The sequence below is a fragment of the Pseudomonas sp. BIGb0176 genome (assembly GCF_024810175.1).
Classification (GTDB): domain Bacteria; phylum Pseudomonadota; class Gammaproteobacteria; order Pseudomonadales; family Pseudomonadaceae; genus Aquipseudomonas; species Aquipseudomonas protegens.
In genome coordinates, this window is the sequence record NZ_JANUEC010000001.1 from 364,785 (window position 1) to 378,463 (window position 13,679).

13 protein-coding genes are annotated in these 13,679 nt (G+C 62.2%); 3 read left to right on the forward strand and 10 right to left on the reverse strand.

Annotated elements, in window-relative coordinates; all coding sequences use genetic code 11:
* Window positions 1–76: 76 nt before the first annotated feature.
* The 3 genes from M2395_RS01505 to M2395_RS01515 form a co-directional block, all read right to left on the reverse strand.
* Entirely contained in the window at window positions 77–2,260 is a 2,184-nt protein-coding gene (locus M2395_RS01505) for a TonB-dependent siderophore receptor (protein ID WP_123430495.1), read from the reverse strand.
* Between the two features lie 231 nt (window positions 2,261–2,491).
* Window positions 2,492–2,806 carry an Arc family DNA-binding protein gene (locus tag M2395_RS01510; protein ID WP_310505912.1) on the reverse strand — a complete coding sequence of 105 codons (315 nt, stop codon included), beginning with the start codon at window positions 2,804–2,806 and terminating at the stop codon, window positions 2,492–2,494.
* Window positions 2,807–2,960: 154 nt separating this feature from the next.
* Window positions 2,961–3,824 carry a hypothetical protein gene (locus tag M2395_RS01515; protein WP_053159395.1) on the reverse strand — a complete coding sequence of 288 codons (864 nt, stop codon included), beginning with the start codon at window positions 3,822–3,824 and terminating at the stop codon, window positions 2,961–2,963.
* A 264-nt stretch (window positions 3,825–4,088) separates the two neighbouring features.
* On the opposite strand from M2395_RS01515, the gene M2395_RS01520 reads away from it, so the two are divergent.
* Complete coding sequence (locus tag M2395_RS01520; protein ID WP_123430496.1) at window positions 4,089–5,762, forward strand: alpha/beta hydrolase; 1,674 nt, start codon at window positions 4,089–4,091, stop codon at window positions 5,760–5,762.
* Window positions 5,763–5,836: 74 nt separating this feature from the next.
* On the opposite strand, the gene M2395_RS01525 is transcribed toward M2395_RS01520, so the two are convergent.
* Window positions 5,837–7,228 carry an aldehyde dehydrogenase family protein gene (locus tag M2395_RS01525; protein ID WP_053159393.1) on the reverse strand — a complete coding sequence of 464 codons (1,392 nt, stop codon included), beginning with the start codon at window positions 7,226–7,228 and terminating at the stop codon, window positions 5,837–5,839.
* A gap of 101 nt (window positions 7,229–7,329) precedes the next feature.
* On the opposite strand from M2395_RS01525, the gene M2395_RS01530 reads away from it, so the two are divergent.
* Window positions 7,330–8,208, forward strand: a complete 879-nt coding sequence (locus tag M2395_RS01530; RefSeq protein WP_015636242.1) for a putrescine utilization regulator PtrR — start codon at window positions 7,330–7,332, stop codon at window positions 8,206–8,208.
* Between the two features lie 146 nt (window positions 8,209–8,354).
* A complete protein-coding gene (locus M2395_RS01535) occupies window positions 8,355–8,597 on the forward strand; it encodes a hypothetical protein (protein ID WP_015636241.1) in 243 nt (80 codons plus the stop codon).
* Between the two features lie 64 nt (window positions 8,598–8,661).
* On the opposite strand, the gene M2395_RS01540 is transcribed toward M2395_RS01535, so the two are convergent.
* The 6 genes from M2395_RS01540 to M2395_RS01565 form a co-directional block, all read right to left on the reverse strand.
* Entirely contained in the window at window positions 8,662–9,282 is a 621-nt protein-coding gene (locus tag M2395_RS01540; RefSeq protein ID WP_011062117.1) for a LysE family translocator, read from the reverse strand.
* Between the two features lie 84 nt (window positions 9,283–9,366).
* Window positions 9,367–9,768 (reverse strand): hypothetical protein, encoded by a 402-nt coding sequence (locus tag M2395_RS01545; RefSeq protein ID WP_015636239.1) that lies wholly within the window; start codon window positions 9,766–9,768, stop codon window positions 9,367–9,369.
* Between the two features lie 113 nt (window positions 9,769–9,881).
* Entirely contained in the window at window positions 9,882–10,691 is an 810-nt protein-coding gene (locus tag M2395_RS01550) for a CPBP family intramembrane glutamic endopeptidase (protein WP_230493571.1), read from the reverse strand.
* A 7-nt stretch (window positions 10,692–10,698) separates the two neighbouring features.
* On the reverse strand, window positions 10,699–11,343 hold the full coding sequence (locus M2395_RS01555) for a hypothetical protein (RefSeq protein WP_015636237.1): 645 nt from the start codon (window positions 11,341–11,343) through the stop codon (window positions 10,699–10,701).
* 138 nt (window positions 11,344–11,481) lie between these two features.
* Window positions 11,482–12,510 carry a hypothetical protein gene (locus tag M2395_RS01560; protein WP_015636236.1) on the reverse strand — a complete coding sequence of 343 codons (1,029 nt, stop codon included), beginning with the start codon at window positions 12,508–12,510 and terminating at the stop codon, window positions 11,482–11,484.
* 104 nt (window positions 12,511–12,614) lie between these two features.
* On the reverse strand, window positions 12,615–13,613 hold the full coding sequence (locus M2395_RS01565) for a bile acid:sodium symporter family protein (RefSeq protein WP_015636235.1): 999 nt from the start codon (window positions 13,611–13,613) through the stop codon (window positions 12,615–12,617).
* Window positions 13,614–13,679: the final 66 nt, after the last annotated feature.

A 13,679-nucleotide genomic window follows, 5' to 3' on the forward strand; every position in this document is an offset into this window, starting at 1 on the left:
CTTCGCCGGCAAGCCGGCTCCTACAATACAGCGGCTAACTTGAGAGGCGTATTCTCGCTGGGCGGTTGGCGCTGCATCAGAAATTCACCGAAGCACTCAACCGAGCCGTCAGCGGCGCGCCCTGGAACAGGTAGTCGTCGCCCATGTATTCCCCGGTGTCGCGCCAGTAGCGCTTGTCGAACAGGTTGTCCACGGTCAGGCGGAACACGGTGTCGTAGCCATCGATGCGGGTGCTGTAGCGGCTGCCGATGTTGAAGATGGCGTAGGCGCCGGTGGCGACGTTGCCCTGGTGGTCGGCGTATTGGCTGCCGCTGTATTGCATGCCGCCCAGCAGGGCCAGGCCGTCGAGCCAGGGCAGGGCGTAGTCGCCCTGCAGGCTGGCCCGCAGGCGCGGGACGTTGAGGGTCTGGTGCCCCTCGTAGGCCGGGGTACCGGTGCCCTCGACCCGGGAGCGGATCGCCGCGACGCTGGCGGCAATCTGCAGGCGTTGGGTGGCCCAACCGTTGGCGGAGAGCTCCAGGCCAGTGTTCTTTTGCTGGCCCTGCTGGACGTAGGTGAACCCCCCGGAGGCATCGGGGCGCGAGTACTGGTAGGCCTGGCGCATCTGGAACAGGGCGGCGGTAAAGCTCATGCGCTGCCAGTCGTACTTGACCCCGGCTTCGATTTGGCGGGAGACGGTGGGGGCCAGGGTGTCGCCATTGTTGCTGGCGAACCAGGGTGCCTGGCCACCCAGGCTCAGGCCCTTGCTGTATTGGGTGTACAGCGAAATGTTGTTGAGCGGTTTGTAGATCAATGCGGCCTGGGGCAGGAACACATAGCGTTGGGTGTGGCGATCGCGCACGCCGTCCTTGTCGAAGCTCTCTTCGTCCAGGCGTACTTCGCGCCCGCCGAGGACGGTCTGCCACTGTTCGTTGAAGCTGATGCGGTCGCTGAGGAACAGGCCGTATTGGCGGCTGTCCAGGCGTTTGTGGGTGTCGTTGAGGGCGCCGTCGTAGCGGCCGAAGTTCTCAGGCTCGCTCTGGATATTGCCCGTGCCAATCCATTGATTGATGGACTCGCGCCGGTCCACTACACGGCGAAACGCACTGGTTCCCACGCTCAACTCATGGCCCAGGCCTGCGGTGTCGAAACGACCATTGAGCACCGCCTGCACTTCATCGTTGCGCCGGGTGTCGTCGGGGCTGCGGAAGTCGTAGATGTCGTAGTTGCCTTCGGGGCTGAAGTAGTTGCCGTTGGCATTGATGCAGCCGGTGGTACAGCCGCCCCAGGCAAACGAACTGTAGTCATCGATCACCACCTTGCTGCGCGACGCACTGAGGTTGCCCTTCCAGTCATCGTTGAAGCGGTACTCGAAGTTGCCGCCGATGTTCAGCGATTCATTGGTCACCGGCTTTGACCCGCTCTGGTGCCCCAGGAGTCTTTTCGGCGAGGCGTGGTGGGGCAGGCTGGAGCCCCCCAGCAGTTGATAGCCCGGTGCCGAGCGCTGCTGCTTGTTCTGGTATTCGATGTCCAGTTGCAGCAGGGCGTCGGGGCTGATGTTCCAGTCCAGGGCCAGGGAGGCGAAGTCGCGCTGGCCATTGGTGTGCTCGACGTAGGAGTGCAGGTCTTCATGGGCCAGGTTGGCACGCAGGCCGAACTGCTGTTCGCTGCCGAACCAGCCGCCGACATCGGTGGCCAGGTAGCCGCTGCCGCGGTCGTCGGTGGAAACGGTCACCGAACGAATGTCCGTGGGCCGCTTGGTCACATAGTTGATCAGTCCGCCGGGCTCGCTGACCCCGCTTTGCAGGCCGGAAAGGCCCTTGAGCAATTCCACCCGCTGCTTGTTTTCCAGGGCGACGTTCTGTTCGCCGGTGATGGTGCGGTTGTTGATCTTGTAGCTGCTGGCGGCATTCAGCGAGAAGCCGCGCACCTCGAAGTTTTCGTAATAGCCCACCGGCGCGTAGCTCTGGCCCACCGAGGCATCGTTCTTCAGCACGTCGCTGAGCAGGCGGGCCTGCTGGTCGAGGATCATGTCTTCATTGATCACGCTGATGGAGGCCGGGGTATCCAGCAAGGGCGCTTCGCTGAAACCACCCACCGAGGCGCTGTCGACGCGATAGCCGTAGGGCTCTTCGCCGCTGACGGTCTGGGTCGGCAACTGGGTGCCCGCGGCGTTGGCCACGGCGCTGCTGCCGGCCAGCAGCAGGCCCAGGGTCAGGCGGTTGAGGGGCAAAGCTGAGCTGCAGGTGCGCGCGGGGGCAGTCGGGTGAATCCGGCTCATGAACAATCCTAGAAGGCGACGCGGCCCCATGGCAGAAGCCGGGGGAGGTTCCTGGGAAGGCTAGGAGCGTCGACCTGCGTGTGTAGTGAGGAACAGCGGGGGAGCCCTGCGAGCATCAGGTCAGGGCCTGGCGGTTGCCGCTGGGTACTGTCGGGCAGGCGCCATCATACAAGCTGCAGCGAGGGGGTAAAGGCGGAAGAGGCAGAAGATCGCGTGGCGGGAGTGGCCGCTTCAAGTCCTTGCGTAACAAGGCCGTGGGCAATCCTGCTCGGGCTCCGGGTGGCCCATCTGCAGGTACTTGATCCGCTCCTCCATGGAATCGACCTTGCGCAGCAGCAGGCTGATGAGTTTCTCATTCATCTCACGGGTTTCATCGACGACCAGGGACTTTTCCAGGCGGTCGACGATTTCATTGTTCATGCTGCGGTTTTCTCGTTTGGCAATGTGTTTGAGCTGGTTGTGCAGGTCGCCTGGAAGACGAACGATGAACTTTTGCAGGGAGGAGCACATAGCGGACCTCAGAGTAATGCCAAAGAGCAGCATCATAAGAATGAGGCAGGCTTGCTTGCTTCAAGAAAATTCTTAAAAGAATGAAATATCTGAAGGCACTAGCGCTCAAGCCCAGGCACTCTCGGCCTTGCCCTAGGGGCAGGTTCAGCCGTGCGGGCGGCCTCTGGTGGGTATTGTGATGTGCTTTCGATCATCGCTCCGGCACGAAGCGCAGCCCCACGGATTCCCAGTCTTTCCAGGTGGGAGTGAAGCCTTTGCGCCAAGGAACATCGAAGCGATTCAGAGGCTTCTTGCTAGTGCCACAGTAATATCCGGCGTGAATCACCCCGTCTTTCTCCACTGCCAGCGGGAAGGCGCCCCGGACCCGGGGCAGGGGGATTTTCCAACCCCGCTCGATCTGGTTGAGGCTTAGGGCAAATCGACGATTCACCAGTGCCTTGAGCCTGAAAGGCAGTTGCTGATAGTCGCATGTCTGTTTTTGGGCCAGGGACAGCGACGAGAATTGATCGAAAGTCACATGGTTCTTGGTACCGGCCAAGGCCTCCACATCATCCCTCGACAGTAGGTGGAAGCGAATGTTTTCAAAGGTCAGGGCGCCCTGGTCGGTCCGCGGGCTCTGAGTGAGTTCGGCGAGAACGTAGTAGTGAGCCTGGAAGCCTTTTCTCTTGAGATTCTTGTCCAGCAGCAGGTTCCAGTATGAGGTCTTGTTGATACGCCAATGCTTGGGCGAGGCGGTGCTTTTGATTTCGATGGTCAACCCCCAGGTCAGTTGCAGATCGAATACATCGCCTTGATGCTGGAACTCGAAACTCTTTCTCAGGCTTTTGCTCAGGTTGTCGGGGTAAGGGTTCTGAAAAGTGAAGTGCTCCACCAGCTTGCCGGCAATTTCCTCCGCATGGGAGATCAGGTGCTGGCATAGCAGGTATTCGATCAAGACGCCGCGCAGGAACGGGTCTCGTGCGTTGGAGAACGCCCACGACCAGAAATCCGGGGCACCGAGTCGGGTATCGACTTGATCAAATCTGAATTGAATATTCGGAGTCAGGGTCGGCATCGGCAAGTCCCTTGGCGAAAGAGGGTGCAGTCCTGGGGGGCGGACTGAATCAGGAGCGGCGCATTTGTAGCAGTTTTGCCGGCTGGTGCAACAATCGGATGGGACTTGGCAATGTCCGGGGAGGCCAAAAGGTGCTGGCCCTGAGCCTGCTGCGAAAAAGGTGGGGGGCTTGCGCGCAGGACCTGCAAAAGAACCTATACCTAAGGTGGCGCGACGCCAGCACCGTTCGCAGGTGGCGCAAGGCAATCCACAGGGAGGTGCTCCATGCGCGTAGAACCGCTCATTGTCGTGGTTGGTGGCTTGGGTAATCACGATGGGGCCTGGAGGCGGCTTGAGGATCGGCTGCGCGAGCAGGGGATCACTGGCCATTGGCATCATCACGATACTCGCGGTGTGAGAAACCTCTTTCGTGCGGCTCGGGTGCGGGATCTCTCGTTGGAACTGATGGCGAAAATCGATGCGTTGGCCCCGCAATACAGCCGAATCATTCTGCTGGGGCACAGCGCTGGCGGCATGATTGTGCGTGATGCCTATCTGCTGGCGGCAGGTGCCTACCTGGATCAGCCGTCGCGAGGGGCATGGTGGAGCAAGGTCGAGTCGGTGCTGTTGTTTGCCTCCATCAACCGCGGCTTTCGCCCTTACGCAACCGCTACCTGGGCCTTGGGCATGGCGCTGATGAAGCTGGTTTCGCTGCAGTGGCTGCTGCTCAAGCCTCCCTCCTGGTTTACCCTGGGCTGGCTCATGGAGTTGGAAAAGGGCTCTTTTTTTGTTACCGACCTGCGCTTGTCCTGGATGCGTCATTTCCATGAACGGGACGATGAACACCGACCTTTTGTCGTGCAGTTTCTCGGTGATATCGATGGTGTGGTGGCCCGTGAGGATGTGCGCGATACCGAAGCGTTTGCCAACTCCTACACGGTGACCATCGAGGGGGCCGATCACAGCAACCTATTCGATCCGGCGGCGCCTCCTGGGGCCGCGGGGTTTATGCGGATAATGGAGGTGTTCCGGAACCCGGACCCTCAACTACACGAGCCCGAGCAGGCTGGCGAGTTGCCAGCCACCGGACCTGGGCGAGTGGTGTTCGTACTCCACGGTATCCGTGACGGCAATTCGGGCTGGGTCACCGACATTGCCGAAGCCATAGAGCAACAGGCCAAGTCCGACGGGCAGGGCAAGCCACTGGCCGCTGCCTGCTCGGGTCATGAGTCGCCGGTGTTGGTGGATCGCTCCACTTATGGCTGGTTTTCCGCAATCAAGTTTGCCTTGCCGTGGGTGCGTCGCGGCAACCTGGCCTGGTTTCTCGACCGTTACAGCTACCACGTGGCGCGCAATCCAGACGTGCAGTTCCACTTTGTCGGCCACAGTAATGGCACCTATATCCTTGGCACCAGCCTGCTTGAGGTGTCGTCACTGAAGTTCGATCGGGTGTACCTGGCGGGCAGCGTACTGCCTCGGGAGTTTCCATGGCAGCGGATGATGTTGCGGCGTCAGGTGGCGACTGTGGCGAACCAGTGCAGTTCCGAGGACTGGCCCGTAGGCGGGTTGTGCCGGGGCCTGCACTTGATCGGCTTTCGTGACGTGGGAACCGGTGGCGTCGATGGCTTCGACGAACTGCGTGATTTGCCGACCCAGCCTCAGACCCTGTGGTTCAAGGGCGATCACGGCAAACCCCTGCAACGGCCGAACCAGCCGAATATCGTCAACTATGTGCTGGCCTCGCATATCGCGACCCCCTTGCTGTCTGCTCCGACAGGGGCCGATCTGTGCGAGCGTCCATCATTCTGGTTCAGGGCCAGGATGTATGGTTTTGCTCTGCTGACGGCTCTAGGCGTAGGGGCCGCGTTCTATGGCGCTTGGTGGGGGTTTACCCATGATCATGAGGGGCTGGTGATCGCCGGGATATTGCTGCTGTATTTTGTGCTGAACACCATTTGAGCCCTCCAGAAAACGGACCTGATCCAGGTCCGTTTTTTCATCCGGGCATTGCGCCCTTGGGTGGCCGCCCGGTCTTACCGGCGATCCAGCCACACCGTCTGCGCATTGCAGAACTCGCGCACGCCAAAGTGCGACAGCTCGCGCCCGAAGCCGCTTTTTTTCACTCCGCCGAAGGTCACCCGGGGGTCGCTGGCGCTGTAGCCATTGATGAACACGCCGCCGGTTTCCAGCTCGTCGGTCATCTGCCGGGCCCGTTCCAGGTCCTGGGTGAAGATCGTGGCGGTGAGGCCGAACTCGCTGTCGTTGGCCAGTTCCAGGGCGTGCTGCGCATCCCGGGCGCTGATGATGGCGGCCACCGGGCCGAACAGTTCCTGCCTGAAGGCGGTCATCTGCTCGGTGACGTTGGCTAGCACCGTGGGTTGGTAATAGTTGCCGGCGCCTTCGACCTTGTCGCCGCCCAGCAGCAGGGTGGCGCCTTCGGCCAGGGTCGCCTGGACTTGCTGGTCCAGCTCGTCACGCAGGTCGAAGCGGGCCATGGGGCCGATGTAGGTGTCGCTGGCCAGCGGGTCGCCCATGACCAGGGCGCGGGTGGCTTCGACGAATTTGCGGGTGAACTCCGCGACCACCCCTTGCTCGATGATCAGGCGCTTGGCGGCGGCGCAGACCTGGCCGGTGTTCTGGTAGCGGCCGATCACCGCGGCCTTGACCGCTTCGTCGAGGTCGGCGTCGTTGAGCACGATAAAGGGGTCGGAACCGCCCAGTTCCAGCACGCACTTCTTCAGCGCGGCGCCGGCCTGGGCGCCGATGGCGATGCCGGCGCGCACGCTGCCGGTCAGGGTCACGGCGGCGATGCGGCGGTCGGCGATGGCGCTGGATACGCCGTCCGGGGTGACGTGGAGCAGCTCGAACACCCCTTCAGGGAAACCGGCGCGCTGCATGGCGTCCAGCAGCAGGTAGGCGCTACCCATGACATTCGGGGCGTGCTTGAGCACATAGGTGTTGCCCGCCAGCAGCGCCGGCACCGCGCCGCGCAGCACCTGCCAGATCGGGAAGTTCCACGGCATCACCGCCAGGATCGGGCCCAGTGGCCGGTACTCGATGCGTGCCTTGTTGTTCTCTACCAGGGTCGCTTCCGGGGCCAGCATGGCTGGGCCGTGCTCGGCGTACCACAGGCACAGCTGGGCGCACTTCTCGATTTCACCGCGGGCCTGGGGCAGGGGCTTGCCCATTTCCAGGCTGATCATGCGGGCCATGGCCTCGCTGTTGTCCCGCAGGGCCTGGGCCAGTGCGTTCAGGCGGCTGGCGCGCTCGGCGATGCTCTGGCGTTTCCACTGGGCGAAACCAGCGGCGGCACGGCTCAGCGCGGCGTCCTGCTCAGCCTCGGACTGGTAGGGGTAGGCGCCGATCTGCTCGCCAGTGGCGGGGTTGATCGACAAGGCGTGGGTGTGGCTGGAAACAAGGCTCATGGCACCGTCCTGCTCGGGTGGGAATGGCGGCAGGTTACGGTGCTGGATCTTTGCTGAAAACTGAATAATATTGAGCAAGTCGTTCACGTTTGGAGAATGCCGTGGATCTGGTCCAGCTGGAAATTTTCAAGGCCGTTGCCGAGCAGGGCAGCATCAGCGCCGCCGCGCAACTGATCCACCGGGTGCCGTCGAACCTGACCACCAGGATCAAGCAACTGGAGCAGGACCTGGGGGTGGAGCTGTTTATCCGCGAGAAGAGCCGCATGCGCCTGTCCCCCGCCGGCTGGAATTTCCTCGACTACGCCCGGCGCATTCTCGACCTGGTGGCCGAGGCGCGTCTGACCGTGGCCGGCGAGGAGCCTCAGGGACCGTTCGCCCTGGGCTCGCTGGAAAGCACGGCGGCGGTACGCATCCCGGCGCTGCTCGCGGCCTACAACCAGCAGTACGCCAAGGTGGAACTGGACCTGTCCACCGGACCCTCCGGGACCATGATCGACGGCGTGCTGTCCGGCCGCCTGGTGGCCGCCTTCGTCGACGGCCCGGTGCGCCACCCGGCTCTGGAAGGGCTGCCGGTGTTCGAGGAGGAAATGGTGCTGATCGCCCCGCTGGGGCATGCGCCGATTACCCGGGCGCGGGAGGTCAACGGCGAAAGCATCTATGCCTTTCGCGCCAACTGCTCCTACCGTCATCACTTTGAAAGCTGGTTCACCCAGGACGCCGCGGTGCCGGGCAAGATCCATGAAATGGAGTCCTACCACGGCATGCTGGCCTGCGTCAGCGCCGGCGCCGGGCTGGCGCTGATGCCCCGCAGCATGTTGGAAAGCATGCCCGGCTGCGCCACGGTCAGCGTCTGGCCGTTGTCCCCGCGTTTTCGCTTCCTGCGCACCTGGCTGGTCTGGCGGCGCGGCACCGTGTCGCAAAGCCTGAGCAGTTTCGTGAAGCTGCTGGAAGCGCGGGGCGTGGTGCTGGCCGAGGGGTGAATGGCGGGGGCGGGCAGATCGCCTGTGCTGTCCAGCCGTTGTGTGCGAAAGCGCCCCCGGCAGCCATTAATGTCCTTGTGCAATGGCTGCGCAGGGCCGATGTGTGTAGGCTTTTCGGCCCTTGCCTAACCCCTGGACACTGAGCCATGACCGATCAGCTTTGCCTGGTATTCGTACCTGCGTTGGTGGCCTTGCTGCTGAATGCCGAAAACACCAAGGGCATGCCCCTGACCGAGGCCGAAGTGCTGGAGATTCGTGATAACGCCGCCTGTATCGCGTTGCCGGTGGCCGTGGCGCTGAGCATGGAAAACCAGCGGGGTTACCGCGATCTGGTGGCCGAGAACTGCTGGGAACAGTGGCAACAGTTTAGGAGCGAGGCGCAAGCCTGAGTGGCGGCCTTGGCGTGATCTCGTGAGTTTGTCGGGGGCGTTGGCAGTGGCTGGGAGCGGCTTCTCAGCGCCTGCTCAAGGCCAATCGAGCGGCAAACAGTACGAAGATCATCCCTGTGGTGCGGTCCATCCACTGGATCACCTTTTCCCGCTGCAGCACACCGGCCAGGGGCCGGGTGGCGGCGATCAGCAGTAGCGACCAGACCAGCCCCAGCACCACGTGAATGCTCACCAGGCCGAAGGTCCAGGCCACCAACGGCTGGCCCTGGGGAATGAACTGCGGCAGAAAGGACACGTAGAACACTCCCACCTTGGGGTTGAGCACATTGCCCAGCATGCCCTTGAGAAACCAGTTGGTGCCGGGGTCGCTGTTCGCGCCTGTGGGAGCAAACGAGTGGCGCGGGCGCAGCAGCATGTTCAGTCCCAGCCAGGCGAGGTAGGCGGCGCCGCAGTACTTCAACAGGTTGAAGGCCAGTTCCGACACCGCTATCAAGGCCCCCAGGCCGAAGGCCACAGCCGCGCCCCAGATCAGGCAGCCGGCATTGATGCCCAACGCCGCGCGCAGCGCCTGCCGCCGGCCTTCCACCGTGGCGGTGCGCAGCACCAGGGCGGTGTCCAGGCCCGGGGTCAAGGTCAGCAGCGTGGCGGCCAGGGTGAAGGCCAGGAGATTCTCAGTGATGGACATGGGGGCTCCGGAGTTAGGGGCACAGGTTAAAAAGGGACCGGTAAGTGGCCTGAGGGCCTGATGCTGCGCTCGTACACTGGATACTCAACCGAGGCTGGTAATCGAGTCCTCATAGTTGAGCTTGCCACACAGTACGTACCTGGCCTCTTCCTTCAACCGTGCTCCGCTGGAGAGAACAGCGTTGGTGACAATGAAAACCTGCGGTGGCGAGGAGCCCATAAAGACCCTGACAATCACTGTTTCGCCACTTTCGAACAACTGCCTTTCGATTTTGGCGTTGAACACCAGCTGCGCGAAGATGTTACTGGGTCTGAGGTACCTGGCTTTGGTGGCCTTGAGTTCGACCTTTTGCCGGGGTTCGCCGTTCTGTTCCAGCCACAGATCAAAGCCACGGTCTCCCGGCTCCTTGGGATGAAAGCGATAATCGGCATGGGTGAACTGATTGAGCAGGTAGTGCCTAGCCAGGTCTTCGATTTTGCGTGTCATTGGGTTTGCCTGAGGGCGGGTAGGACAAAGGAAGGTCGGTGCTAATTGCTTGAGGCAGTTTCTGGCCTTGGGCCATCAGGACGAATGATCATTCGTCCTGACACTGCGGCTCCTCAGCCGAACAGCCCTGCCATTCTGAACAGCGTGTCCAGGGACATCCCGAGAACCTCGGCCATTGAATGCAGGAGGATCGGAACCAGAAGGCCGCCACTGACTATTCTGGCGACCGCGAAAATGCAGCCACTGGCAAAGATCAGGGCCATTGTCGTGCCGTTGCCGTACTGGGTGTGAAGCCCGGCGAAGATGGCCGCACTGACGATAACGGCGATCCATTTCCAGACTTGGCTGTTTTCATACGGAAACAGGCGCAGCAGGTAATGGCGGAAAAACAACTCCTCAACGATGGGGGGCAGCACCATCAGTGAGGCGATCTTGATCAGGGTTTGCCAGCCGTTCAGGCCCGCCAGCAATTCGGCCATGAACGCCTCTTCAGGAGATCCGAGCATGAGGATGGCGACCCCGCACAGCACATAGGCGGCCACCATGCATGCAGCGCCTATGCCCAGAGGATGGCGTATTACCCGTCCGCGCCAGGCGGCGCTGAAATGCTGGCGGTACTGCAGCCAGAACAGGCCGAGCAAGAGCAGCATGCCCAGGCCCTGGGTGCTGATGAATATCAGATAGGTTTGCATCTGTGGCGGCACCAGCAGGATGCCGGGTATTCCCGCCAGGATGTATAACAGGGTGGCCAGAATAAACAGGCCGACCCTGGGAAAGAACCGGTAGGTAGAACGCTCAGGGGCGCAGACCCCAGGCGGGGAAAACAGATGAGTCACAGTCACTCCATGAATGCGGGATAAACGGGGGCGGCATAGTGCCACTATCGTCGACCGCCGGGAACCGCTTTCAGGTGGCGCTTGCAAAGGGCATTCAGCCTTTGCGCTTGACCAGCGCCAGATACACCCCGGCCTCTTTCTTCGGTTCGACGTAGTGGGCGCCTTCCAGATCGGCGACCTGAATCGGCTCCATCGCCAGCTCCAGCTCAGGGGTACCCGTGTAACGGTCAGCGTCATCGCTCAGTGCATGCCTGAAGGCTTGGAGAAAGGCATCACGGTTGGCGAACTTGCCGTAGACATAGTTGCCTCGTTGGTCGCTGTAGAAGCGCGAGTAGGTCAGCAGCACGATGCCCCAGCGTTCGATGTGTTCGTCAGGCGCGGTGTGGGGAATGGGCTTGATCAGGTCCTTGCGAATTTGCCGAATCTTGTCATACGCATTCTTGTTGTTGTGTATCACTTTGAATTCGATAGCGGTGGAGGGATGTTCGCCGTAGCTGTCTTCAACCCAGATATCCACCTTGCGGCGTTCGGCAGCGATCAGCCAGCGAGGTACGTTGCGGCGTTCATCCAGCTGGCCGCCGAGGCCGAACTGGTCGCGGTTGATATCCAGCAGCGCCGCTGACTCCAGGCTCAGCCATAGCTCGGCAGCGACGCTGACTGCGATGGACTTGAGGATGTGCTGGCGCTCTTCTTTTAGGTGGTTTAGCAGGAACGGGGCAAATTCACGGACAAAGGACATGGGATCTCCAAGGAATAACACCGATCTGTAGGAGCGAGCTTGCTCGCGATGATTTCCAAAGCGCCGCCTGTTCCCTGCAAGTGCGCGTTATCGTTGACGTCCTTCGCGAGCAAGCTCGCTCCTACGAGAGGGCGGCGGTCAATAGGGGCCGCGGGGTTCAGGAATGCCCAGCTGCTGTTGCCGGGCGTCGAGCTGTTTGTCCACGGCGCGTTTGCCACTGATGAGCTTGAGGTGCTGCACGCTGGGCGGTAGCTGGCTGTCGATCAGTGTCAGCAGATCCATCTGTGGGGCCTTGATGATGCGCAGATCAGCGATGTTCGAGGTTTGCAGGCCGCTGAGTTCCCCCAGGCTCTTGAGGTTGATCAGGCTCAGCTGGTGCAGCCGCGCCAGCCCGGCGAAATCCAGCCGGCGCAGTTGCGCCTGGTCTTCGATCTTCAGTACCTCAAGCTGTGGAAAGCCATCCAGTTGCAGTTGGTGGAGGCCGCGCACCCGCAGGATCTCCAGATCCGTGACCTGGGGGTTGCGCAACTCCGGCATGCTCTCGCGGCTGCCAAAACTCAGCGCCAGGCTGCGCAGCCCGGCCATGCCGGCCACCATGCCCAGGGTGGTCTTGGCCGGCAGGCGATGCAGGCTCAGGTGCCTGATGCTCGGGCACTGGCTCAGCACATCCAGCTGATGGCTCTGCACGCTGATGCTCAGGCTGTGCAACTCGGGCATCCAGCCAATCGGCGCCAGTTCAATCGCCGGCCCATTGTCCATGGACAGCCGCAGGCTGCGCAGTTGCTCCAGATTGGGCATGCTGAGCAGTTCAGGCAGGTCGGCGCTGATCACCTGCAGGGCAAACTCCCGAAGCAGGGGCAGGCGGCCGATGGCCTCGTAGTGATCCAGGGTGTCGAGGCAGTCCAGGCTCAGGGACTGCACATGGGGCAGGGCCAGCAACACCCGGGCATCGAACGCGCTGCCCGGATAATGGCTGTAGAAACGCACATTGAGGCGCTCGCCGAAACGGGCGCAGAGCGTGTCGAGCTGACTCAGCAGTTCGCCGTCGTACTGTTCGGCCTTGGCGAACTGGACGATGACCTGGGCCTGGTCATCGGCCTCCAGCCGGGCGCTAACCTGCAGTTCCAGGTCGGCCTGGCTGGGGGCTTGAATTCGATGGGGAAACATCAGCGGTCCTTGATGATTTTCGCCGCGGCATCATGCCATTGCGCGATCTTCACCGCCATCTGCGCGCAGGCCCGGCCAGCCGCCGGGCCGCCTTGCAGGAAAGGCTACGGGTCGACCTGGCCCATCAGCTCGGCCACCGATTCCGGGCGCTTGGCGTAGCGCTGGGCCAGCACCGCGCAGACCATCAGCTGGATCTGGTGGAACAGCATCAGGGGCAGAATCAGCACGCCCATGGTGCTGCCGGCAAACAGCACCTGGGCCATGGGCACGCCGGTGGCCAGGCTCTTTTTCGAGCCGCAGAAGAGGATGGTGATGCGGTCTTCCTGGTCGAAGCCGAACAGCTTGCCGAGAAAGCTCGACGCCAGCAGCACCAGCGCCAGGAGGACGCAGCAGGCCACCACCAGGCCGGCCAGTTCCCACAGCGGGATCTGGTGCCAGATGCCTTCGTTCACCGCTTCGCTGAAGGCGCCGTAGACCACCAGCAGGATCGAGCCCTGGTCGACGAAGCGCAGCCAGTTCTTGTTGCGCCCGACCCAGGCGCCGATCCAGCGTCGGGCGATCTGCCCGGCGATAAAGGGCAGCAGCAACTGCACGCTGATCTTGAGGATGGCGTCCAGGGTCGAGCCGCCTTCGCCGTGCACGTTCAGCAGCAGGGTCACCAAGAGCGGGGTGAGGAAGATCCCGAACAGGCTCGACGCCGCAGCGCTGCAGATGGCTGCCGGGATGTTGCCCCGGGCCAGGGAGGTGAAGGCGATCGCCGATTGCACCGTGGCCGGCAGGGCGCACAGATACAGCATGCCCATGTACAGGTCGTTGCCCACCAGCGGTGACAGCAGCGGCTTGAGCGCCAGGCCCAACACGGGAAAGAGGATGAAGGTCAGGCTGAACACCAGCAGGTGCAGGCGCCAGTGGCCGGCCCCGGCAATGATCGCCTCGCGCGACAGCTTGGCGCCGTGGAGGAAGAACAGCAGGCCGATGGCGATGTTGGTCAGCCAGCCGAAACCTATGGCCACCTGGCCGCTGGCCGGAAGGAAACTGGCCAGCAGCACCACGCCGATCAGGGTCAGGGTGAAGTTGTCGGGCAAAAGACGCGAGCGAGTCATAGCGGGATCATCCGGGGGTTGCCAAGTGCGGTGGGGCGACTCTAACGTGGCTGCGTTTTACCGACT

Bases quoted from the DNA above. Each gene is read 5' to 3' on its own strand.
- M2395_RS01505 (WP_123430495.1), bottom strand. From the start codon at position 2,260: ATGAGCCGGATTCACCCGACTGCCCCCGCGCGCACCTGCAGCTCAGCT.
- M2395_RS01510 (WP_310505912.1), bottom strand. From the start codon at position 2,806: ATGATGCTGCTCTTTGGCATTACTCTGAGGTCCGCTATGTGCTCCTCC.
- M2395_RS01515 (WP_053159395.1), bottom strand. From the start codon at position 3,824: ATGCCGACCCTGACTCCGAATATTCAATTCAGATTTGATCAAGTCGAT.
- M2395_RS01520 (WP_123430496.1), top strand. From the start codon at position 4,089: ATGCGCGTAGAACCGCTCATTGTCGTGGTTGGTGGCTTGGGTAATCAC.
- M2395_RS01525 (WP_053159393.1), bottom strand. From the start codon at position 7,228: ATGAGCCTTGTTTCCAGCCACACCCACGCCTTGTCGATCAACCCCGCC.
- M2395_RS01535 (WP_015636241.1), top strand. From the start codon at position 8,355: ATGACCGATCAGCTTTGCCTGGTATTCGTACCTGCGTTGGTGGCCTTG.
- M2395_RS01540 (WP_011062117.1), bottom strand. From the start codon at position 9,282: ATGTCCATCACTGAGAATCTCCTGGCCTTCACCCTGGCCGCCACGCTG.
- M2395_RS01545 (WP_015636239.1), bottom strand. From the start codon at position 9,768: ATGACACGCAAAATCGAAGACCTGGCTAGGCACTACCTGCTCAATCAG.
- M2395_RS01555 (WP_015636237.1), bottom strand. From the start codon at position 11,343: ATGTCCTTTGTCCGTGAATTTGCCCCGTTCCTGCTAAACCACCTAAAA.
- M2395_RS01560 (WP_015636236.1), bottom strand. From the start codon at position 12,510: ATGTTTCCCCATCGAATTCAAGCCCCCAGCCAGGCCGACCTGGAACTG.
- M2395_RS01565 (WP_015636235.1), bottom strand. From the start codon at position 13,613: ATGACTCGCTCGCGTCTTTTGCCCGACAACTTCACCCTGACCCTGATC.